The sequence below is a fragment of the Rhodococcus phenolicus genome, from assembly GCF_001646785.1.
In the GTDB taxonomy this organism is placed as follows: domain Bacteria; phylum Actinomycetota; class Actinomycetes; order Mycobacteriales; family Mycobacteriaceae; genus Rhodococcus; species Rhodococcus phenolicus.
Genome location: NZ_LRRH01000083.1, coordinates 1 through 20,857, shown reverse-complemented (window position 1 = coordinate 20,857; position 20,857 = coordinate 1). Strand labels below are relative to the sequence as shown.

Genomic DNA, 20,857 nt, shown 5'->3' with positions numbered 1-20,857 from the left:
CACAGACGGAAGAATGTGATAGATCAGCAGACAACCACTCCAGAAAGTGAAGTGGTCGCACCAATAATTATTGGCACTGACATTCATCGGCACACTGTTGAGTTCTCAAAGAACACGCACACACCATCACGACCGAACTTGACTGTCCGACCCGCTCCGGGGCAACTGTTCCAACCTAGCAGATGGTTCTCACCGAGTCAAAATCATTCGGCTCGGTAGGATCTTCTGCTGAGGTGTTCAAACATCTCGGGGCATCATATTTGACCCGAACCTTGTGGTCCGGGTCGGTGTCCCTGTCGCTCGAACGACAACTAAGTTACGCCACCGCTAACAGGCCGTCAAATCCGCAGGTCAACGGCCCGTCAGCGGTAACATTCACGCCTGTCGGTCGCGCACGACGCGCACACCGGCGAAGTTGCGCTTGCCGCGGCGCACGACGAGCCACTGGCCGTGCAGGAGATCCGACTCGCCCGGTGCCCAGTCCTCCGCGGCGATCCGGCCGTTGTTGACCGACGCGCCACCTTCCTTCACCGTGCGCCGTGCCGCGCCTTTGCTCTCGCACAGCCCGGTCGCGACGAGCAGGTCCACGATCGTGGACGGCTCGCCGGCGCGGACCTCGGCGATCGACGCCTCCGCCAGCGCGGCCGCGAGGGTGCCCTCGTCGAGATCTGTGAGCTCCGCACGACCGAACAGAGCCCGGCTCGCCAGTTCGACGGCACGGGTGTTCGCCTCACCGTGGACCAGGGTCGTCATCTCGGCCGCGAGCCGACGCTGTGCTTCGCGGGCCTGCGGCCGTTCAGCGGTGGCGACTTCGAGTTCGGCGAGCTCGTCCTGATCGAGAAAGGTGAACCAGCGCAGGTACTTGATCACGTCGGCGTCGCCGGCGTTCACGAAGTACTGGTACCAGGCGTACGGCGTGGTCATCTCCGGATCGAGCCACAGACTGCCGCCACCGGTGGACTTACCGAACTTCTTGCCGTCCGCGGAGGTCACCAGCGGGACGGTCAGCGCGTGCACCGGTTCGCCGTCGGTGCGGCGGTTGAGTTCGACACCCGCGATGATGTTGCCCCACTGGTCGGAGCCGCCGACCTGCAGTGCGCAGCCGTACTTGCGGCGCAGTTCGACGAAGTCGTTCGCCTGCAGGAGCATGTAGCTGAACTCGGTGTACGAGATGCCGTCACCTTCGAGGCGCCGCTTGACGGTGTCGCGGGCGAGCATCACGTTGACCGAGAAGTGCTTGCCGATTCCGCGCAGGAAATCGATCGCGCTGAGTTGGCCGGTCCAGTCCAGATTGTTCGCCACGACGGCACCGGTCGGCGAATCGTCGAAGTCGACGAACCGCTCGAGCTGGCTGCGGATGCGTTCGGACCATTCCGCGACGGTGTCGATGGAGTTCATCGTCCGCTCCCCCACGTCACGGGGGTCTCCGATCATGCCGGTCGCGCCACCTGCCAGGACGATCGGCCGATGGCCCGCGCGCTGGAACCGCTTCAGAGCAAGAAGCGGAACGAGGTGACCGGCGTGCAGACTCGGCCCGGTCGGATCGAAACCGGCATACAACGTGAGCGGTCCCGCGTCGAGATCACGGCGCAGTGCGTCGATGTCGGTCGATTGGGCGATGAGCCCGCGCCAGGTCAGTTCGTCGAGAATGTGCTCAGTCACCGCTCGATCATCCCATTCGCGGTTTCGCGACCGGCGCCCGTGGGCTCCGCCGGTAGGCCGAGACGCCGACCGCACCGGGAATCCACAACCGCCACGGCCTGTCTGCCGCCTGCGCGATTCCGACGCGCGGACCGGCCTCCACCTCGTTGGGCGCGTCGCCGGTGCCGAGGACGAGACGCACCCGCGACGGTGCGCCGAACACGTCGAGGCCGTTGTCGTCGAGTGTCAGGCCGAGTGCTTCCGCGAGATTTCCCGGGCCCCGCGCCAGATTCGGGGTGGCGATACCCGGGGTGCGCCGGATGCGGACGGTTTCCTCCCCGGACAGGACCTGCGCGCCGCGCAGCAGCACCGCGCCCGCGACACCGTCCGGTCCGATCGAGATGTTCGCGCAGTGATGCAGGCCGTAGCTGCGATACACGTACAGATGCCCGGCCGGGCCGTACATGACGGTGTTGCGGGCGGTGCGGCCGCGGTAGGAGTGCGCGGCCGGGTCCGGCCACGGACCGCCCTCCGGTCCGCCGTACGCCTCGACCTCGGTGATACGTAGCGCGACGTCGTCGACGCGAAGGGTCGCGCCGAGCAGCATGCGGGCGCCGGCGACCGGGTCCGCCTCGGCGAGCAGCGCCCTCTGGGTGGGGGGGTCGTCGCAGATCAGGTGATCAGTCCTGCGTCCAGCCGGCGACCCCGCGCGCGACGTAGTCGTCGTGCTCGGCGTCCGTGACATCGCGGGCCTCGTCGACGAGCAGAACCGGGATGCCGTTCTCGATCGGGTAGGCGCGCCGCAGCCGGGGGTTGTAGAGCACCGCGTCGTCCACGAGGAGCAACGGCCCCTTGTCCTGCGGGCAGGCCAGGATGCTCAACAGCGTGGGGTCGACAGCCACCGTTGTCCTCTCGAAGTGCGACGTGCGAACCGGACCAGGCTACCGCGCAGCGGAACCCGTATCGACGACGCCCGTCTCCAGTCGTGCCGCGACCGACTTGGTGAGCCGCTTGTAGGTCCCGGTCCCGGGATCGGCGTACCACGAACGCACGGTCGGCCGGGGCAGACCCTGTGCCCGCAATGCATCGGCGACGGGGCGGAAGGACGGGCCGACCGGGATGTGCGGCACGACGTGGACGACGTCCGGGCGTTCGGCGGCGGGCAGCGCGTCGAGGGCTGCGGTGATCTCCACTGCGCTCGGTGCCTTGTTCTCCCGCAGCGTGCACGCCGCGACGGCGAGATCCGCCTCACCGGCGCGCACTTCGTAGGCGACGACGAGGTCGACGCGAGGGAGCGCGCCGAGAGCGTCGACGACGGGTTGCGCGTAGACGGGCCCGTGCTGCGTGAGGATGACGGTGCGTTTGTTGTCGAGGAGCCAGAAGTCGCCGTCCGCGTCGCGCCGGAACAGGTTCTCCGTGGGGATCCACGCGTCACCGGCTTCGAACACGCCGCGCATCACGCCGGCGGAGATGTCGGTGGTCATGCTCTGTCGGCCGAGCAGCAGTCCGACCTCACCGGGCGCGCTTTCCCGGACGAAGCCCCGGTCGTCTTCGACGAATCGGCGGCCGACGGGATCGTAGGCGGCAAGACTGACCTCGGTGCTGCCGGGCAGCGCCCGCCCCTTGGAGCCGACCTTCGCGCCCGACACGTTGGCCAGCACGATCGTGCCCTCGGTGGAGGCGTAGAACTCGAGAACCTGTGCGGGTGTGAAGCGTTCCATGGTGCGCCGCCACAGACCGGGGGTCATTCCGGAGCCGATGAACAGGCGCACCGGGTGGCTGTCGTCGATGTGCAACGACGGGCTGTCGAGGATCTCGCGCAGCATCGCCCACGTGTAGGTGACGACGGTGATGCCGTAGCGGTGCACTTCGTCGCTGAACCGTGCCGGGTCCAGTCCCCGCGACAGCGCGATGCGCGAGCCGCCGGCGAGTGCACCGCCGAGGCTGACGAGCAGTCCCGACGAGTGATGCAGCGGCGCGAGGCAGTACACGGTGTCGCCGCGGCCGAGCGCGGCGGCGGTCGCGGTACCGAATGCCGACAGTGCCCACCGATGATTGGTGATGAGCTTCATCTCGAGCGAGTCGCCGTAACCGGTGAACAGGATGAAACCGAGTTCGCGTGCCATGCCCGGGTCCGGGACGTACCAGCCGGGCAGCTCCACCGTGGTGGCATCGAGACGTTCGAGGTCGACGACGTCGGTCCCCGGTTCGATGTCGATGTCGCGAACGTCGCCGCCGCCGAGCACGAGGGCGGGCAGACCGGTTGCGACGGCGGCCGGGAGGTTCTCCGGGTCCGTGACGATCTTCTCGACCGTGCCCAGTCGCAGCTTCTCGTCGAGGTCGGGGCCGGGCGCGAGCAACACCGAGACCCCGCCGATACGGGAGACCGCCGCGACCGCGGCCATCGCGCTGGGGCGCGTCTCCATGAGGACACCGACGTGCATGCCCGGCCGCACGCCGCAGTGGATGAGACCGCGCACGACGTTGTCGATCCGCCGGTTGACGGCCGCGTAGGTGTAGACACGGTCCTCGAAGATGAAGCCTTCGCGGTCGGGTCCCTTGCGGACCTGCTCGGCGAGGAGGCTGCCGACCGAGATTCGGGTGTGCGGCTGGATCTGCCCGAGTCGCGCCAGCCGCGGCAGTGCCCGCGCGGCTTCCTCGGACAGTTCGCGTGCACCGCGGACGGTGCCCGCGGCGATCTCCGCGAGTCCCCTGCCGACCTGTGCACCGACCTCGGCGATGGTGGCGACGGTGTGGGTCAGCCGGCTGGTGACGGACACCCCCGTGTCGCCTTCGGCGTGCGGCTCGGGGACGGCCATCGGGACGATGCCGATCGGCCGATCGCCCTGATTCTCCCGCCACAGCACCCATTCGCCGACGGCGGGCCAGGTGTGCTGCGCCGCCGCCGAACCCACAACGAGACCGAAATGCCCTGCACGCAAACAATATTCGAAGACCTCGGCACGCGGGGACGCCTTACGGATACCGCGTACGGCGAGGGGTTGCCCGATGTCGTCGACCTCCCCGACGAACGCGAGGACCGGGCAGGTGATGTCCGCGAGACTCACGGGTCTGTCGTTGATGACGAACCCGCCGCTGACCATGCGGTTGTGCGCGATGAACTGACGCAGCAGATCCGCGACCGCCGGACCCGACCACGCGACCCAGCCCTCGGTGTCGAGGAAACGGCGCTGCGGTTCGCGGGGAAGCAACGCCTCGCGGTCGTGCAACTGCATGACGAATTCGAGCCGTGCCCGCACCGTCTTGACGGGATCGAGGAACTGGAACCCGGTGCGGGCCATCCACCCGGTGATCGCCATCCGGTTGAAGACGTGATCGGCGAGGAAGTCCGCGCCGCGGACCGCCACGGCGTCCGGGATGCCCAGCGGCAGCGCCGCCAACGTGTCGACGGGACTTCCGAAGGTGATCAGGCTCGCGATGTTGCGGCTGCGCCGGTAGGCCGCGGCCTGATAGCAGAACATGCCGCCCTGCGAGTATCCGGCGAGATGGATGTCCTGGCCGGTGTAGTCGCGCACCCGGTCGACGATCTCGTCGAGGGCGACGATGTGGTCGGTCAGGGTGCGGCGCCAGCCGCCCTCCTCCTGATCCGGGGACCCGAAGTCGACGACCCACGGATCGAGTCCGACGGCGTGCAACATTCCGACGGCACCCTTGTCGCGGGTGACGTCGTACACGTCGGCCGACATCATCATCGGTGGAACCAGCACGATCGGGATTCCGGTCGCCGCGGTGTCGGACTCGGGGAAGTAGCGGCGCAGGCGGTACATCGGTGTACGGGCGACGACCTGGAACGGCGACGGGGTCGCCCCCGTCTCGAGCCCGCCGAACCGAAGCACCTCGAGGCCGTTCTGCGCCGTCGCCACGACGCGGCGCAGCGGCCCCCTCAACGATTCACTGCCCAGTCCCACGAACCGCACCCCATCCGCCGCGTGTACCGAAAACTTCCGTGTTCGAAAATCCAGACTGCCACACGTCCGGCACGCCACAAGCCGGTTCGAAACGCCGTGTGCATCACACTCGGCATCGTTCGAACCGGCTTGTGGGTTGCGGTCAGGCGCGGACCCGGTCCCTCAGGTCCTGCGCGGTCGCGCGTACGCGGGCGAGCTGTTCGACGACCCGGGCGCCGGCCGTGCCGCCGCGCGCATTGCGGGAGGCGATGGACCCTTCCACGGTGAGCACCTCGCGCACCTGCGGGGTGAGCGCGGGATCGACCGCGGCGAGTTCCTCGTCGGTGAGGTCCTCGAGGCCCACGCCGCGGCCCTCCGCGACCTTGACGCAGGCGCCGGCCGCTTCGTGCGCGACCCGGAACGGTACGCCCTGGCGCACCATCCACTCGGCGATGTCGGTCGCGAGGGTGAATCCGGCGGGCGCGAGCTCGGCCATCCGGTCCGTGTGGAACGTCAGCGTCGCCACCAGGCCGGTGATCGCCGGGAGCAGCAGCTCGAGCTGCGCCACCGAATCGAACACCGGTTCCTTGTCCTCCTGCAGGTCGCGGTTGTACGCGAGCGGCTGCGCCTTGAGGGTCGCGAGGAGCCCGGTGACGTTGCCGATGAGCCGGCCGGCCTTGCCGCGGGTGAGCTCGGAGACGTCCGGGTTCTTCTTCTGCGGCATGATCGACGATCCGGTGGACCATTCGTCGGCGAGGGTGATGTACCCGAACTCCGGGGTGCTCCACAGGATCACCTCCTCCGCCATGCGGGACAGGTCGACGGCGATCATCGCGAACACGAACGCGGCCTCGGCCGCGAAGTCCCGTGAGCTGGTCGCGTCGATCGAGTTGTCCGCTGCCGAGTCGAAGTTCAGCTCGGCGGCGATCGCGTCGGGGTCGAGGCCGAGCGACGATCCGGCGAGCGCTCCGGATCCGTACGGGGACACCGCGGCACGCTTGTCGAAGTCCTGCAGGCGCTGCACGTCACGCAGCAGCGGGTGCGCGTGCGCGAGCAGGTGATGCGCGAGCAGGACCGGTTGTGCCGCCTGCAGGTGCGTCTTGCCCGGCATGACCGCGTGCGGATGCGCCGCGGCCTGGTCCGCGATGGCCTCGACGACATCGAGCACACCGTCGGAGATGCGTCGCGCGGCGTCGCGCAACCACATGCGGAAGAGCGTGGCGACCTGGTCGTTGCGGGACCGGCCCGCGCGCAGGCGGCCGCCGACCTCGGGTCCGACCCGGTCGATGAGGCCGCGTTCGAGGGCGCCGTGGACGTCCTCGTCGGACTCGGCGGGCACGAACGCCCCGGAGGCGACGTCGGCGGCGAGCCGGTCGAGTCCGTCGAGCATGGTCGCAAGGTCGCCGTCGCTGAGCAGGCCGGCGCGGTGCAGGACCTTCGCGTGCGCCTGGGAGGCGCGCACGTCGTACGGGGCGAGCGCCCAGTCGAAGTGCGTCGACTTGCTCAGTGCCGCCATGGCGGCGGCCGGTCCGGATGCGAACCGGCCGCCCCACAGGGCGCCTTCGTTGGTGCCCTGGGTTCGGGCACCGCCGTCGTGGCTGTTCATTCCTACAGGCCCAGATCGCGCTTCGCGGCGACCTTCGACGACAGGCCGTGGATCTGCACGAAGCCCTTGGCGTTGGACTGGTCGAAGCTGTCGCCCTCGTCATAGGTGGCGAGGTTGAAGTCGTACAGCGATTCGGGGCTGCGGCGGCCGTTGACGGTGATGTGCCCGCCGTGCATGGACATGCGGATGTCGCCGGTGACGCGCTGCTGGGTCTGCGCGATGAACGCGTCGAGCGCGTACTTGAGCGGGGAGTACCACAGGCCGTCGTACACCAGTTCGCTCCAGCGCTCCTCGACGCGGCGCTTGTAGCGGCCGAGTTCACGCTCGAGGGTGACGTGCTCGAGTTCCTGGTGTGCGGTGATCAGTGCGATCGCGCCCGGTGCCTCGTAGATCTCGCGGCTCTTGATGCCGACGAGGCGGTCCTCGACCATGTCGAGCCGTCCGACGCCCTGGGCTCCGGCGCGCTTGTTGAGCTGCTGGATCGCCTCGAGGACGGTGACGTGCTTGCCGTCGATGGCGACCGGCTTACCGGCCTCGAAGCTGACGATCAGCTCGTCCGGGGCCTGCCAGTTGAGGGTGGGGTCCTCGGTGTAGTCGTAGACGTCCTTGGTGGGGGCGTTCCACAGGTCCTCGAGGAAGCCCGTCTCGACGGCGCGGCCCCACACGTTCTGGTCGATGGAGAACGGGGACTTCTTGGTCACGTTGATCGGGAGGTTGTGCTCGCCGGCGAACGCGATGGCCTTCTCCCGGGTCCACGCGTAGTCGCGCACCGGCGCGATGACCTGCAGGTCGGGGGCGAGGGCGCCGAAGCCGACCTCGAAGCGGACCTGGTCGTTGCCCTTGCCGGTGCAGCCGTGCGAGACGATGGTGCCACCGTGTTCGCGGGCGGCCTGCACGATGTGCTTGACGATCAGCGGTCGGCTGATCGCCGAGACCAGCGGGTAGCGGTCCATGTACAGCGCGTTGGCCTGGACGGTGGGCAGGCAGTACTCGTTGGCGAATTCGTCCTTGGCGTCGACGACGACGGATTCGACGGCACCGCAGTCGAGGGCACGCTGACGCACGACCTCCATGTCCTCGCCACCCTGGCCGAGATCGATGGCGACGGCGACGACCTCCTTGCCGGTCTCCTTGCCGATCCAGCTGATGGCAACGGAGGTGTCCAGCCCGCCCGAGTAGGCGAGTACGACGCGATCGGCCATTGTTCTTGCGCTCCTTCTTTGTTCGACTGACGTCTATTGGTTGTAGTTCAGGCGAGAGATTCGATTTTCGCGGCCAGTTCGGCCCCCGTCATCGGCTCCCGGGCGATCACCGCGATGGTGTCGTCCCCGGCGATCGTGCCGACCACCTCAGGTAATGATGCCCGATCGAGTGCACTGGCCAGATAGTGCGCCGCCCCCGGGGGCGTGCGCAGGACCGCGAGGTTCCCGCTGCAGTCCGTCGAGACGAGCAATTCGCCGAGGAGACGGGACAGCCGGTCGGTGCCTCCGGACACTCCGCGGACGGGGCTGCCGTCCTCCGGGACGACGTAGACGCCGGCTCCTCCGTCGGCGGCGCGAAGCTTGACCGCGCCGAGTTCCTCGAGGTCGCGTGAGAGGGTCGCGGTGGACACCTCGATGCCCTCCTCGGCGAGCAGCGCGGCGAGTTCGGTGTGGCTGCGCACCTCGCGGGTGGCGACGAGCGCGGTGATCCGCGCCTGCCGCGCCGCGCGCGTCGGGGCCGAGGACGCGGCGGTACGGTCCGTGCCCTCGGTTCGGCCCGCGGCGGTACTCACGGTCAGTGCTCCCGCTGCTCGAGCAACCACACGAGCAGTGCCTTCTGGGCGTGCAGTCGGTTCTCGGCCTCGTCCCACACGACGGCGCGGGGTCCGTCGATGACATCGGCGGTGATCTCGCGGCCGCGGTAGGCGGGCAGGCAGTGCAGCACGATCGAGTCCGGCTTCGACAGGGCGAGCAGCTCGGCGTTGACCTGGAAGGGGCGGAACACCGACTCGCGGTCGAGTCCGTCGTCCTCCTGGCCCATCGACACCCAGGTGTCGGTGACGAGCACGTCGGCGTTCGTCGCGGCGGCCTGCGGGTCGTCGGTGACGGTGACGCTGCCTCCGGTCTCGGCGGCGCGGGCCCGGGTGGCCTCCACCACGGCCGGGTCGGGCAGGAATCCGGCCGGGGTGGCGATGGTGACGTGCAGGCCGGCGGTGACGCCGCCGAGCATCAGCGAGTGGGCCATGTTGTTGGCGCCGTCGCCGAAGTACGTCATCGACAGGCCCGCGGTCCGGCCCTTGTGTTCGCGGATGGTCTGCAGGTCCGCGAGCACCTGGCAGGGGTGGAAGGTGTCGGTCAGCGCGTTGACGACCGGCACCGTGGCATGTGCGGCCAGGGTTTCGATTCGGTCCTGGCCGTAGGTGCGCCACACGACGGCCTCGGTGAACCGGGAGAACATGCGGGCGGTGTCCTCGAGCGTCTCCCCCTTGCCGATCTGCGTCGATCCGGCGTCCACGACGATCGCGTGACCGCCGAGCTGGGCGATGCCGGCGTCGAAGGAGAAGCGGGTGCGGGTGGAGGTCTTGTCGAACAACACCGCGACACTGAGCGGACCTTCGAGTGGCCGCCGGGACAACGGGGCCTTCTTGAGTTCGGCGGCGAGTTCGAGCACTTCGGCCTGTTCGGCCGGGGTGAGGTCGTCGTCGCGCAGGAAGTGGCGGAGCACGGGTGGTCAGTTCCCTTCGCGGTCGGCGGTGTCGAGGATCGCGGGCAACGCGGTCACGAAGTTCTCGGCCTGCTCTTCGGTCAGGATCAGCGGCGGCGCGAGCCGGATCACGTCGGGTGCGGCGGCGTTGACGAGGAAACCGGCGTCGCGGGCGGCGGTCTCCACGGCCGGCGCCTTCGGGGCGGCGAGCACGACGCCGAGGAGCAGTCCGGAGCCACGCACGTGGGAGACGAGCGGATGCCCGAGTTCTTCGATGCCGGCCGCGAGGGTCTTGCCGACGGAGTTCACGTGGTCGAGCAGGTTCTGCTCGTCGATGGTGCGCAACACGGCGAGTGCCGCGGCCGCGCACACGGGGTTGCCCCCGAAGGTGGTGCCGTGCTTGCCGGGCTGGAACAGCTCGGCGGCGGGGCCGGTCGCGAGGACGGCGCCGATCGGCAGGCCGCCACCGAGGCCCTTGGCCAGGGTCATCACGTCGGGGACGATTCCGGCGGCCTGGTGCGCGAAGAACGTGCCGGTGCGGGCGATGCCGGTCTGGACCTCGTCGAGGACGAGCAGGGCGCCCTTCTCGGCGGTGATGCGGCGGGCCGCGGCCAGGTAGCCCTCGGGCGGCACGACGACGCCGGACTCCCCCATGATCGGTTCGAGGAAGACCGCGGCGGTGTTCTCGTCGACGGCGGCTTCGAGGGCGGCGGCGTCGCCGTAGGGGACGAACTCGACACCGGCGGGCATCGGTTCGAACGGTGCGCGCTTGTCGGGCTGGCCGGTGAGGGCGAGCGCGCCCATGGTGCGGCCGTGGAATGCCTTCTCCGCGGCGATGATCTTGGGCCGGCCGGTGAGCCGGGCGATCTTGAAGGCGGCCTCGTTGGCTTCGGTGCCCGAGTTGCAGAAGAACACGCGGCCGCGGCCGGGGCGACCGGTGGTGTCCTCACCGAAGTGCGCGAGCAGACGTTCGGCGAGCTCGAGCACCGGCGGCGACGCGTACAGGTTCGAGACGTGACCGAGCTGGTTCAGCTGGGCGGTGACGGCGTCGATGATCGCCGGGTGGCGGTGGCCGAGGCTGTTGACGGCGATACCACCGAGCAGGTCGAGGTACTGCTTGCCGTCGGCGTCGGTGACGACCGCGCCGTCTCCGGCGACGAGCGCGACCTTCGGCACGCCGTAGTTGTGCATGAGCGAATGCGCCCAGCGTTCCTGCAGATCGGACGTGCCGGTCATGCTGTGCCTTCCTGGGTGGGGGTGGTGGGCGTCACCATGGTGCCGATGCCCTCCTCGGTGAACAGTTCGAGCAGTACCGAGTGCGGCTGGCGGCCGTCGATGACGTGGGCGGTGGGGACGCCGCCCTGCACGGCACGCAGGCAGGCTTCCATCTTGGGGACCATCCCCGCGTCGAGCGACGGCAGCAGTGCGGTGAGCGCCGCGGTGTCGATCTGCGAGGTCAGCGAGCTGCGATCGGGCCAGTCGGTGTAGAGCCCCTCGACGTCGGTGAGGACGACGAGCTTCTCGGCGCCGAGCGCTTCGGCGAGCGCGGCCGCGGCGGTGTCGGCGTTGATGTTGTGCACGACTCCGTCGGCGTCGGGTGCGATCGTGGAGACGACGGGGATGCGTCCGGCGGCGATGAGGTCGAGGACGGCTGCGGGGTCGACGGTGGTGACGTCGCCGACGAGCCCGATGTCGGTGTCCTCCCCGTCGACGACGACGGTGCGACGGGTCGCGGTGAACAGCCTCGCGTCCTCACCGGAAATGCCGACGGCGTACGGGCCGTGGCTGTTGATCAGTCCGACGAGTTCGCGGCCGACCTGGCCGAACAGCACCATCCGCACGACGTCCATCACCTCGGGCGTGGTGACCCGGAAGCCGCCGCGGAACTCCCCTTCCATGCCGAGTCGCTTCAGCATGGCGTTGATCTGGGGGCCGCCGCCGTGCACGACCACCGGGTGGATGCCGACGGTGCGCAGGAACGCCATGTCGGCGGCGAACGCCGACTTGAGATCGTCGTCGATCATGGCGTTGCCGCCGTATTTGACGACGACGATCTTGTCGCGGAACTTCTGCAGCCACGGCAGTGCTTCGGCGAGCACGAACGCCTTCTGGTGCGAGGTGAGGCTCGCGATGAGGTCGTCGAGCATGTCTTCTCCCGTCACGTTCTGCGCTGTCACGACGAGTACGCCGAGTTCTCTTCGACGTACGCGTGCGAGAGGTCGGTGGTGCGGATGGAGATCTCGGCGTCGCCGACGCCGAGATCGATGTCGAGGGCGATGTCGATGCCGGACAGGTCCACGTCGCGGGCACCCGGGGCGCCGACGCCGTCGATGCACACGGGGTTGCCGTTGAACGTCACCGAGATCGTGTTCGGGTCGAGTTCGATCGGGGCGATGCCGATGGCGGCGAGGACGCGTCCCCAGTTGGGATCGGAACCGAACAGCGCCGTCTTGACGAGGCTGTCGCGCGCGACGGTGCGGGCACCGATCAGCGCGTCGGATTCGCTGGCGGCGCCGCGGACGGTGACGGTCACCCGCTTGGTGACGCCTTCGGCGTCGGCCATCATCTGGTCGGCGAGGCTGTCGCACACGGCGAGGACCGCCGCGTTCAGTTCGTCCTGGGCGGGGGTGATGCCGCTGGCCCCGGAGGCGAGCAGCAGCACGGTGTCGTTGGTCGAGGTGGCACCGTCGACATCGAGCCGGTCGAAGGTCTGCCGGGTGGCGTGACGCAGCGCCTCGTCGAGCTGGGCTGCGGTGGCGACCGCGTCGGTGGTGAGCACGACCAGCATGGTGGCCAGGGCAGGGGCGAGCATGCCGGCGCCCTTGCCCATGCCGCCGACGTTCCACTTGTCGGCGTGGTGGAGCGCGGCCTGCTTGGGGACGGTATCGGTGGTCATGATCGCGTGCGCGGCGTCGGTGCCACCGGAGATGCCCCCGGCGAGTTCGTGGACGATCTCCTGCACGCCGGCGAGGACCTTGTCCATGGGCAGCCGGTCGCCGATCAGGCCGGTGGAGCACACCGCGATCTCGCCCGCGCCGGTTTCCGTGCCCCAGTTGCTCAGTGCGGCGGCGAGCGCCTCGGCGGTGGCATGGGTGTCCTGGAAGCCACCGGGGCCGGTGCACGCGTTGGCGCCACCGGAGTTGAGGACGACCGCGCGCAGCGCGCCGACGGTGAGGACCTGCTGGGACCAGAGCACCGGGGCGGCCTTGACCTTGTTGGTGGTGAAGACGCCGGCGGCGGCCAGGTCGGGGCCCTCGTTGAAGACGAGAGCGAGGTCGGGGTTGCCGCTGACCTTGATGCCCGCCCGGATCCCGGCGGCCCGGAAACCGGCGGGGCCGGTCACGCCCTGGGTGCGGATGAGCCGGCCGCCCGCGGTCTCCACGGCGTCGGCGTAGACGTGCTCGACGTGCGTGTCCGCAGCGGGTGGTGTCCGGTCGGTCACGGTGCAACTCCTACGGTGGACAGGCCGGCGGTCTCGGGCAGGCCGAGCGCCAGGTTCATGGACTGCACCGCGGCTCCGGCGGTGCCCTTGGTCAGGTTGTCGAGCGCGGCGACGACGATCAGCAGGCCCGCATCGGCATCGACGGTCACGGCGAGCTGCACGGCGTTGGAACCGACCACCGAGCCGGTGGCGGGCAGGACGCCTTCGGGCAGCAGCTGCACGAACGCCTCGTCGCCGTACGCCTTCTCGTAGACCGCGCGGGCCTCGTCGGCGGTGGCAGTGGTCGGCGCGGTGCAGGTGGCGAGGATGCCCCGCGGCATGGGTGCGAGGACGGGCGTGAAGGAGACGGAGACCTCGGTGCCGGCCAGCGCGGACAGGTTCTGCTTGATCTCCGGGGTGTGCCGGTGGGCGCCACCGATGCCGTAGGCGCGCACCGAGCCCATCACCTCGGAGCCGAGCAGGTCGACCTTCGGGGACTTGCCGGCGCCGGAGGTGCCGGACACTGCGACGATCTGCACCTTCGGTTCGACGATGCCGGCCGCGACCGCCGGGGCCAGGGCCAGGGACGCGGACGTCGGGTAGCAGCCCGGGACCGCGATGCGGGTGGCACCGACCAGTTGCTCGCGCTTGCCGGGCAGCTCCGGCATGCCGTACGGCCAGGTGCCGGCGTGGTCGCCGCCGTACCAGCGCCGCCAGTCGTCGCTGGACTCGAGCCGGAAGTCGGCACCGCAGTCGATGACGACGGTGGTGTCGGGCAGCTGATCGGCGATGACGGCGGAGTGGCCGTGGGGCAGGCCGAGGAACACGACGTCGTGACCGGTGAGCGTGTCGAGGTCGGTGGCGCCGAGCACGCGGTCGGCGAGCGGCAGCAGGTGTGGATGGAATTCACGCAGGGTGGCACCGGCGTTGCCGCCGGCGGTCAGTGCGCCGATGACGAGCGAGCCGTCCTGGTAGGCGGGGTGCCCGAGGAGCAGACGCAGGACTTCGCCGCCTGCGTAGCCGCTGGCGCCCGCCACCGCGACCCGAATCGGCGACTGCGGCGTCGCCGTGAATGCCGGTGAGTTACCCATACGATTCATTATGCACGGCGATGCAAACTAATTCATCGGCGGGTCGTCGTACCGCTCACCGCTCCCGAGCGAATGTATCGCTCGTCTCCTTCAACCGACTGAACGATGCATTCGCTCGGAATACCGGTAAGCACGCGGCGGTGGCTCAGGAACTCACCGAGCGCCGGATCTCTGCGAGCTTGTCAGCGGCGGCCTTCTTCCTGTCCTCGAACTCCTCGTCGAGGGTGCGGGCAGGTTCGGTTTCCCGCGCCAGTTCCTCCGCACCCATCGCGGTGCCGAGCCGCTTCTCGATCTTGTCCCGAACCGAATCGAAGGTGGGTACCCCGCCCTCGGTGTAGCCGGTGATCTCCTCGATCGTCGGTGCGCGGACGCCTTCGGCCGGTGTCACGTCGGGCACCACGGGGCCCGGCTCGATCTCCGGCTCCGGATCGGCGGGCGTCACGTCCGGAATATCAGGTCCGGGCGGAACATCGGGAACCGTCGGCGATGTCGGTTCGGCCGGAGTCACATCCGGCACTGGCCGGTCGGGCCGCTCGGGTTCGGGAGCACGGTCGGGTTCGCTCGGGTCCGTGGTCATGTTTCCAGGCTACGTCGAACGTCGTGCATCGGCGGGGATGCCACCGAGTTCGGCCTCCGCGGGTTCCCTGCGCGCACCGTCCGTCGCGATACCCGGAGGATCCGGCCGATCGCCGAGACAGGCGATCGCAGAGACACGGGTGGGCACGCACACCCCCGACGGTTACGTGCGTGCCCACCCGATCGTCATCCGCGCAGCTGAGCTCCCACAGCAGCCGACGCGGAAGCCACCGCGGCGTCACGCGCCGCGCTCGCCTCGTCCTCGGTGAGCGTGCGGTCCGGAGCGCGGAATCGCAGCGCGAACGCCAGCGACTTGCGGTCCTCCCCTACCTGGGTGCCTTCGAACACGTCGAACAGGCGCACGTCCTCGAGCAGATCACCGCCGCCGGCGCGCAATGCGGCCTCGACGATCGCGGCGGGCACCGCCTTGTCGACGACGACCGCGACGTCCTGGAGAACCGGCGGGAACGGCGACACGGCCGGAGCGGGCAGCGACTCGACGATCGGCAGCGCATCGAGATCCAGCTCGAACGCGCAGGTCCGTGCCGGAAGCCCGGCCCGCTCGATCACCGCGGGATGCAGCTCACCGGCATGCCCGACGACCTCGCCGTCGACGAGCAGTTCGGCGCAGCGGCCCGGATGCCACGGCAAGTGCTGGGCGGCGCGACGCTCGAGCCGCACCCCGGCCGCCGCCGCGACCGTGTCGGCCGCGGCGAACGCGTCCACGGCATCGGCGGCGCGACCGCCTCCCCACGGACCGGCGGGCTCGCGCAGGCCGCAGAGCACCCCACCGATACGCACCGGCTGCTTCGGCAGCGACCCCTCGAGCACGGCGATCTGCTCGTCGGTGGGCCGTCGGTCCACCGGCAGCGCCTCGACCGCACGCGTTTCGGCGCCGGGCAGCACGACCTGAGCGATCGAGAACAACGACAGGTCACGCTGGCCGCGGGCGACGTTGCGCGACAGCACCTCGAGCAGACCCGGCAGCAGCGTCGTGGCGAGTTCGGGCCGATCCGACTCGAGCGGGTTGAGCACCTTGGTGGTGGTGCGGCGCGGGTCGTCGGCGTCCAGCCCCCACGTGTCGAACACGTGCGCGGGCAGGAACACCGGGGCCAGCACCTCAACGTACCCGTCGGAGGCCAGTGCCCGACCCACGGCGCGGCGGCGCTTCTGCGACGGTGTCAGGCCGCGACCGGCCGGTGCGGCGGGCAACACCGACGGGATCTGTTCGAGACCCTCGAGGCGCAGCACCTCCTCGACCAGGTCGGCGGGCTGCCGCAGATCCGGACGCCACGACGGCGGCGTCACGATCAGCTGACCGTGCCCGTCCACCCCGACCCCGACCTCGACGGCGCAGCCGATCTGGGTGAGCCGGCGCGCGGCCGTCCCGTTCGGGTAGGCGACACCCGCGACCCGGTCCGGCAGGTCGATGTCCATACGGATCGACACCGGCTCGACCGGGATCGACACGTCGGTCAGCAACGGTTCGACGCGGCCACCGGCGATCTCCACCAGCAGCGATGCCGCCCGGTCCAGGGCGGGCAGGGCCACGTCCGGGTCGACGTTGCGTTCGAAGCGCTTACCGGCCTCGCTGGACAGTTTGTGCCGACGGTTGCCGCGGAACACCGCCAGCGGATCCCAGGTGGCCGCCTCGAGGAGCACGTCGGTGGTGGTGTCGCCGACCTCGGTGGTGGCGCCGCCCATGATGCCGGCCAGGGAGATGACACCGGAGTCGTCGGTGATGACGACGTCCTCGGGGTCGAGGTCGCGCTCGACACCGTCGAGGGTGGTGAGCTTCTCGCCCGCGCGGGCACGGCGGATGACGAGCTCGCCCTGCAGGGTCGCCGCGTCGAACGCGTGCAGCGGCTGCCCGAGCTCGAGCATCACGTAGTTGGTGACGTCGACGGCCGGGCTGATCGGACGGACGCCGGCGGTGAGCAGCCGCCGCTGCAGCCACCACGGCGACACGGCGTCGGGGTCGATTCCGGTGACGCGGCGTGCAGCGAAACGGGTGGCACTCGATTCCGGCTCGAGTCGGATCGGGTAGGCCTCGCCGTCGGCGGGGTTCGGGGTGACCTGCGCCGGATCGGAGAACTCGAGGTCGAAACCGCACGCGAGTTCGCGGGTCAGGCCGCGCACCGAGAAACAGTAGCCGCGGTCCGGGGTGATGTTCAGTTCGATGACGGTGTCGCCGAGACCGAGCAGGTCGTTGGCGTCGGCGCCGGGCAGCGCGCTGCCCTCCTCGAGGACGAGGATGCCCGAGTGGTCCTTGCCGATACCGAGCTCGGCGAGCGAGCAGATCATGCCGTCGGACACCTGGCCGTAGGTCTTGCGGCTCGCGATGACGAAGTTGCCGGGCAGCACCGCGCCCGGCAGCGCAGCGACGATCAGGTCGCCCTCGGCGAAGTTGCGGGCACCGCACACGATGCCGCGCGGTTCGGCTTCACCGACATCGACCTTGCAGAACCGGATGGGCTTCTTGAACTCGGTGAGCTCGGTGATCTCGACGACTCGGCCGACGACGAGGTTGTCGATGCGATCGAGGGTGTCGACCTCTTCCACCTCGAGACCGACCCGGACGAATCCCGCGTCGAGTTCCTCGGCGGTGACGTTCCATTCCGGGGTGGAACGCTGCAGGATCTCGGTCAGCCAGGACTGCGCTACTCGCACGTGAGTTCAGCTTTCTCGTTCGTTCGAAACTCGGGTGTTGTCGGTTCGGGGGCGGGCGTCAGCCCTGCACACCGAACGGCAGCGTGAACCGCACGTCGCCTTCGACGATGTCGCGCATGTCGGAGATGCCGTTGCGGAACTGCAGGGTGCGTTCGAGTCCCATCCCGAACGCGAACCCGGTGTACACGTCCGGATCTATGCCCGATGCGCGGAGGACGTTGGGGTTGACCATGCCGCAGCCGCCCCACTCCACCCAGCCGGCGCCGCCCTTCTTGTTCGGGAACCACACGTCGACCTCGGCGGACGGTTCCGTGAACGGGAAGTAGTTCGGCCGCATGCGGGTGCGGGTGTTCGGCCCGAACAATGCGCGGGCGAACGCGTCGAGGGTGCCGCGCAGGTGCGCCATGGTCAGACCCTTGTCCACCGCGAGACCTTCGATCTGCGAGAAGACCGGGGTGTGGGTGGCGTCGAGCTCGTCGGTGCGGAACGTGCGGCCCGGGCACACCACGTAGATCGGAATGTCGCGGGACAGCATGGTGCGCACCTGCACCGGCGAGGTGTGGGTGCGCAGCACCTGCCGCGAGCCTTCGGGCGCGATGTGGAAGGTGTCCTGCATGGTCCGCGCCGGGTGGTCCGGCAGAAAGTTCAGGGCGTCGAAGTTGAAGTGCTCGGTCTCGACCTCGGGACCCTCGGCGACCTCCCAGCCCATCGCGACGAACACGTCGGAGACCTGCTCGGAGATGATCGTGATGGGGTGCCGGGCACCGACCGCGCGGCGGTTCGCCGGCAGGGTCACATCGATCGCCTCGGCGACGAGGACCGCGGCGTCGCGCTCGGCCTGCAACTGCGCTTTGCGCTCGTCGAACGCCGCCTGCACGGCGGTGCGGTGCGCGTTGACCCGCTTGCCGGCGTCGGCGCGCTCGTTGCCGGGCAGCGAACCGAGCGCGCGCTTCGCGAGCGAGATGGGCGCCTTGTCGCCGAGGTGCTCGATCTTCGCCTGGGCGAGCGCATCGAGGTCGGTGGCGGCGGTGAATGCGTCCTGCGCGGCCTTCTCTGCTGCGGCGAGCGATTCCTCGGTCAGCGCGTTCGGGTCCACTGCCGGCGGGGTGCCGCCCTCATTCTTGGCCACGACCGGTGCAACTCCTTCTTCCGGCGAACGTTTCAACGGGGTGCGGTCGGGAGCGGGTCCCGGCTGCACAACACACAAATCCTAGGCGATCGGTCCGTGCACGCGATGCTGCACCCGGGCGCTGGCATACAGGCAGATCGATGCGGCCGTTGCCAGGTTCAGCGATTCGGCGCGGCCGCGGATGGGAATCCGCACGCGGTGGTCGGCGCGGGCGGCGATGCGCGGGTCCAGTCCGTGCGCTTCGTTTCCGAACAGCCAGGCGGTGGGGGCGGCGAGCAGCTCGTCGGCGTCGTCGAGATCCACCTCGCCGTCCGCAGCGGTGGCGAGTACCTGCAGACCGGCGTCGGCGAGCGCGTCGAGAACCCGGTCGGTGTCGCGTTCGCGGGCTACCGGCAGGTGGAACACGCTGCCCGCGGACGAACGCACGCACTTGCCGTTGTGCGGGTCGACACTGTCGCCGGCGAGGATCACGCCGTCGGCGCCCACCGCGTCGGCGACCCGGATCATCGTCCCGGCGTTACCGGGCTCGCCGACCGCGACGGGCACCGCGAGCAGCCGGGCCCGCGGTGAGAGGGCACGATCGAGCGGCACGTCGAGCAGGTCGCACACGGCGACGACACCCGGCGGGGTGACGGTGTCCGACAGGCGCTCGGCAGCGCGGTCGGTGACGAACGAGACGCGGACGCGGCGGTCGTGGGCGGCGTCGAGCAGACCCGGATAACGGTCGGCGGCGGCGGCGGTGACGAACACCTCGTGAACGGTCGCGGTGTCGAGCGCCTCGGCGACCGAGTTCTCCCCTTCGGCGAGGAACCGGCCGGTTTTGCGGCGTTCGGCGGTGCGCAGCAGTTTCACAGCAGAAACGACCCGTGGGGTGCGCTCGGTGAGCGGGTCCACGGGTCGTTGCTGTGCTGTCGTGTCGTTCAGCGCGGCGCTCAGGCAGCCGGAGCGTTCACGTCGGCCGGAAGAGCGGCCTTCGCGACGGCGACGAGACCCGCGAACGCCTCGGCGTCGGAGACGGCGAGCTCGGCGAGGATCTTGCGGTCGACCTCGACACCGGCGGCCTTGAGGCCCTGGATGAACCGGTTGTAGGTGATGTCGTTCGCGCGGGCAGCAGCATTGATGCGGCTGATCCACAGCTTGCGGAAGTCACCCTTGCGCGCACGACGGTCGCGATAGGCGTAGGTCAGCGAGTGAAGCTGCTGCTCCTTGGCCTTGCGGTACAGCCGCGAGCGCTGCCCGCGGTAGCCCTTGGAAGCCTCGAGAATCGAACGGCGCTTCTTCTGGGCGTTGACTGCCCTCTTCACGCGTGCCACTGATATGTCCTGTCAGTTTCGGGGGGCAGGTACTCGCCCCCGGGATGGTCGGTCGGGAAAGCTCAGATGTCGAGCAGGCGCTTGATGCGCGGCGCGTCGACGGCGGCGACGACGGCCGTGCCGTCGAGGCGACGGGTCACGCGCGAGGACTTGTGCTCGAGCAGGTGGCGGCGGCCGGCCTTCTGGCGCAGGATCTTCCCGCTGCCGGACACCTTGAATCGCTTCGCGGTGCCGCTGTGGGTCTTCGACTTGGGCATGGAGTCCTCAGTTCTTCCGGTTGTTCGGGTACGTCTGCTCGTGCAGCACCGGCTGTGCTGCCCGAGCGGCTAGCTGGTCTGCGCGTCGCCCTGCTCGGCCGGCTGCTGCTCGGCGGCGGGCGCGGGAGCTGCGGGAGCGGGCTTGGCGGTGCTCGCCTGGGCTGCTTCCTGGGCCTTCACCCGTGTCTTCGCGCCCTTGTGCGGGGCCAGCACCATCGTCATGTTGCGGCCGTCCTGCTTCGGAGCGGTCTCGATGAAGCCGAGTTCGGCCACGTCGGCGCCCAGACGCTGCAGCAACCGGAATCCGAGTTCCGGACGCGACTGCTCGCGGCCGCGGAACATGATGGTGACCTTGACCTTGGAACCGGCTTCGAGGAAGCGGACGACGTTGCGCTTCTTGGTCTCGTAGTCGTGGTCGTCGATCTTCGGCCGGAGCTTCTGCTCCTTGATCACGGTCAGCTGCTGGTTCTTGCGCGATTCGCGCGCCTTCTGCGCGGCCTCGTACTTGAACTTGCCGTAGTCCATGATCTTGCAGACGGGCGGGCGCGGTGTCGGGTCCG

Annotated in this window: 19 protein-coding genes; all 19 read right to left on the bottom strand. The window is 69.5% G+C overall.

What is annotated here, in order from left to right; genetic code table 11:
- Nucleotides 1–375: 375 nt before the first annotated feature.
- Nucleotides 376–1,662: a tyrosine--tRNA ligase gene (tyrS, locus tag A8G15_RS21125; protein WP_068164106.1), complete on the bottom strand. Its 1,287-nt coding sequence runs from the start codon at nucleotides 1,660–1,662 to the stop codon at nucleotides 376–378.
- 7 nt (nucleotides 1,663–1,669) lie between these two features.
- Entirely contained in the window at nucleotides 1,670–2,386 is a 717-nt protein-coding gene (locus A8G15_RS21120) for a DNA-3-methyladenine glycosylase (RefSeq protein WP_082900050.1), read from the bottom strand.
- A complete protein-coding gene (locus A8G15_RS21115) occupies nucleotides 2,322–2,543 on the bottom strand; it encodes a Trm112 family protein (protein ID WP_068164102.1) in 222 nt (73 codons plus the stop codon). Before A8G15_RS21115 ends, A8G15_RS21120 begins: the two co-directional genes overlap by 65 nt.
- A gap of 39 nt (nucleotides 2,544–2,582) precedes the next feature.
- Nucleotides 2,583–5,570 carry an alpha/beta fold hydrolase gene (locus A8G15_RS21110; protein WP_068164114.1) on the bottom strand — a complete coding sequence of 996 codons (2,988 nt, stop codon included), beginning with the start codon at nucleotides 5,568–5,570 and terminating at the stop codon, nucleotides 2,583–2,585.
- A 142-nt stretch (nucleotides 5,571–5,712) separates the two neighbouring features.
- Complete coding sequence (gene argH, locus A8G15_RS21105; RefSeq protein WP_068164101.1) at nucleotides 5,713–7,155, bottom strand: argininosuccinate lyase; 1,443 nt, start codon at nucleotides 7,153–7,155, stop codon at nucleotides 5,713–5,715.
- Nucleotides 7,156–7,157: 2 nt separating this feature from the next.
- Nucleotides 7,158–8,357 carry an argininosuccinate synthase gene (locus tag A8G15_RS21100; RefSeq protein ID WP_068164098.1) on the bottom strand — a complete coding sequence of 400 codons (1,200 nt, stop codon included), beginning with the start codon at nucleotides 8,355–8,357 and terminating at the stop codon, nucleotides 7,158–7,160.
- Nucleotides 8,358–8,404: 47 nt separating this feature from the next.
- Complete coding sequence (locus A8G15_RS21095) at nucleotides 8,405–8,929, bottom strand: arginine repressor (RefSeq protein WP_068164096.1); 525 nt, start codon at nucleotides 8,927–8,929, stop codon at nucleotides 8,405–8,407.
- 2 nt (nucleotides 8,930–8,931) lie between these two features.
- Entirely contained in the window at nucleotides 8,932–9,861 is a 930-nt protein-coding gene (gene argF, locus A8G15_RS21090; protein WP_068164093.1) for an ornithine carbamoyltransferase, read from the bottom strand.
- Between the two features lie 6 nt (nucleotides 9,862–9,867).
- Nucleotides 9,868–11,076 (bottom strand): acetylornithine transaminase, encoded by a 1,209-nt coding sequence (locus A8G15_RS21085; protein WP_068164089.1) that lies wholly within the window; start codon nucleotides 11,074–11,076, stop codon nucleotides 9,868–9,870.
- Complete coding sequence (gene argB / locus A8G15_RS21080; protein WP_068164112.1) at nucleotides 11,073–11,987, bottom strand: acetylglutamate kinase; 915 nt, start codon at nucleotides 11,985–11,987, stop codon at nucleotides 11,073–11,075. The genes A8G15_RS21085 and argB overlap by 4 nt, the downstream gene beginning before the upstream one ends.
- A gap of 26 nt (nucleotides 11,988–12,013) precedes the next feature.
- Complete coding sequence (gene argJ, locus A8G15_RS21075; protein ID WP_245687933.1) at nucleotides 12,014–13,222, bottom strand: bifunctional glutamate N-acetyltransferase/amino-acid acetyltransferase ArgJ; 1,209 nt, start codon at nucleotides 13,220–13,222, stop codon at nucleotides 12,014–12,016.
- 56 nt (nucleotides 13,223–13,278) lie between these two features.
- Nucleotides 13,279–14,352, bottom strand: coding sequence for an N-acetyl-gamma-glutamyl-phosphate reductase (argC, locus tag A8G15_RS21070; protein ID WP_068164083.1), 1,074 nt, complete (start codon nucleotides 14,350–14,352; stop codon nucleotides 13,279–13,281).
- Between the two features lie 145 nt (nucleotides 14,353–14,497).
- Nucleotides 14,498–14,929, bottom strand: a complete 432-nt coding sequence (locus A8G15_RS21065; RefSeq protein WP_068164080.1) for a PspA/IM30 family protein — start codon at nucleotides 14,927–14,929, stop codon at nucleotides 14,498–14,500.
- A 185-nt stretch (nucleotides 14,930–15,114) separates the two neighbouring features.
- The gene (pheT, locus tag A8G15_RS21060; protein WP_068164077.1) at nucleotides 15,115–17,598 is read right to left on the bottom strand and encodes a phenylalanine--tRNA ligase subunit beta; all 2,484 of its coding nucleotides are present in this window, start codon (nucleotides 17,596–17,598) and stop codon (nucleotides 15,115–15,117) included.
- 58 nt (nucleotides 17,599–17,656) lie between these two features.
- Nucleotides 17,657–18,727, bottom strand: coding sequence for a phenylalanine--tRNA ligase subunit alpha (gene pheS / locus A8G15_RS21055; protein ID WP_068164109.1), 1,071 nt, complete (start codon nucleotides 18,725–18,727; stop codon nucleotides 17,657–17,659).
- An 81-nt stretch (nucleotides 18,728–18,808) separates the two neighbouring features.
- Complete coding sequence (locus A8G15_RS21050) at nucleotides 18,809–19,621, bottom strand: TrmH family RNA methyltransferase (RefSeq protein ID WP_068164072.1); 813 nt, start codon at nucleotides 19,619–19,621, stop codon at nucleotides 18,809–18,811.
- Between the two features lie 38 nt (nucleotides 19,622–19,659).
- Nucleotides 19,660–20,040 carry a 50S ribosomal protein L20 gene (rplT, locus tag A8G15_RS21045; protein WP_006553977.1) on the bottom strand — a complete coding sequence of 127 codons (381 nt, stop codon included), beginning with the start codon at nucleotides 20,038–20,040 and terminating at the stop codon, nucleotides 19,660–19,662.
- A 62-nt stretch (nucleotides 20,041–20,102) separates the two neighbouring features.
- Nucleotides 20,103–20,297: a 50S ribosomal protein L35 gene (gene rpmI, locus A8G15_RS21040; protein ID WP_068164069.1), complete on the bottom strand. Its 195-nt coding sequence runs from the start codon at nucleotides 20,295–20,297 to the stop codon at nucleotides 20,103–20,105.
- 69 nt (nucleotides 20,298–20,366) lie between these two features.
- A partial coding sequence (infC, locus tag A8G15_RS21035) for a translation initiation factor IF-3 (RefSeq protein ID WP_068164067.1) occupies nucleotides 20,367–20,857 on the bottom strand: 491 nt, incomplete at its 5' end.

Coding starts and splice junctions, on each gene's coding strand:
- A8G15_RS21120 (WP_082900050.1), bottom strand. CDS start 2,386: ATGTCACGGACGCCGAGCACGACGACTACGTCGCGCGCGGGGTCGCCG.
- argH (WP_068164101.1), bottom strand. CDS start 7,155: ATGAACAGCCACGACGGCGGTGCCCGAACCCAGGGCACCAACGAAGGC.
- A8G15_RS21100 (WP_068164098.1), bottom strand. CDS start 8,357: ATGGCCGATCGCGTCGTACTCGCCTACTCGGGCGGGCTGGACACCTCC.
- A8G15_RS21085 (WP_068164089.1), bottom strand. CDS start 11,076: ATGACCGGCACGTCCGATCTGCAGGAACGCTGGGCGCATTCGCTCATG.
- argB (WP_068164112.1), bottom strand. CDS start 11,987: ATGCTCGACGACCTCATCGCGAGCCTCACCTCGCACCAGAAGGCGTTC.
- argC (WP_068164083.1), bottom strand. CDS start 14,352: ATGGGTAACTCACCGGCATTCACGGCGACGCCGCAGTCGCCGATTCGG.
- A8G15_RS21065 (WP_068164080.1), bottom strand. CDS start 14,929: ATGACCACGGACCCGAGCGAACCCGACCGTGCTCCCGAACCCGAGCGG.
- rpmI (WP_068164069.1), bottom strand. CDS start 20,297: ATGCCCAAGTCGAAGACCCACAGCGGCACCGCGAAGCGATTCAAGGTG.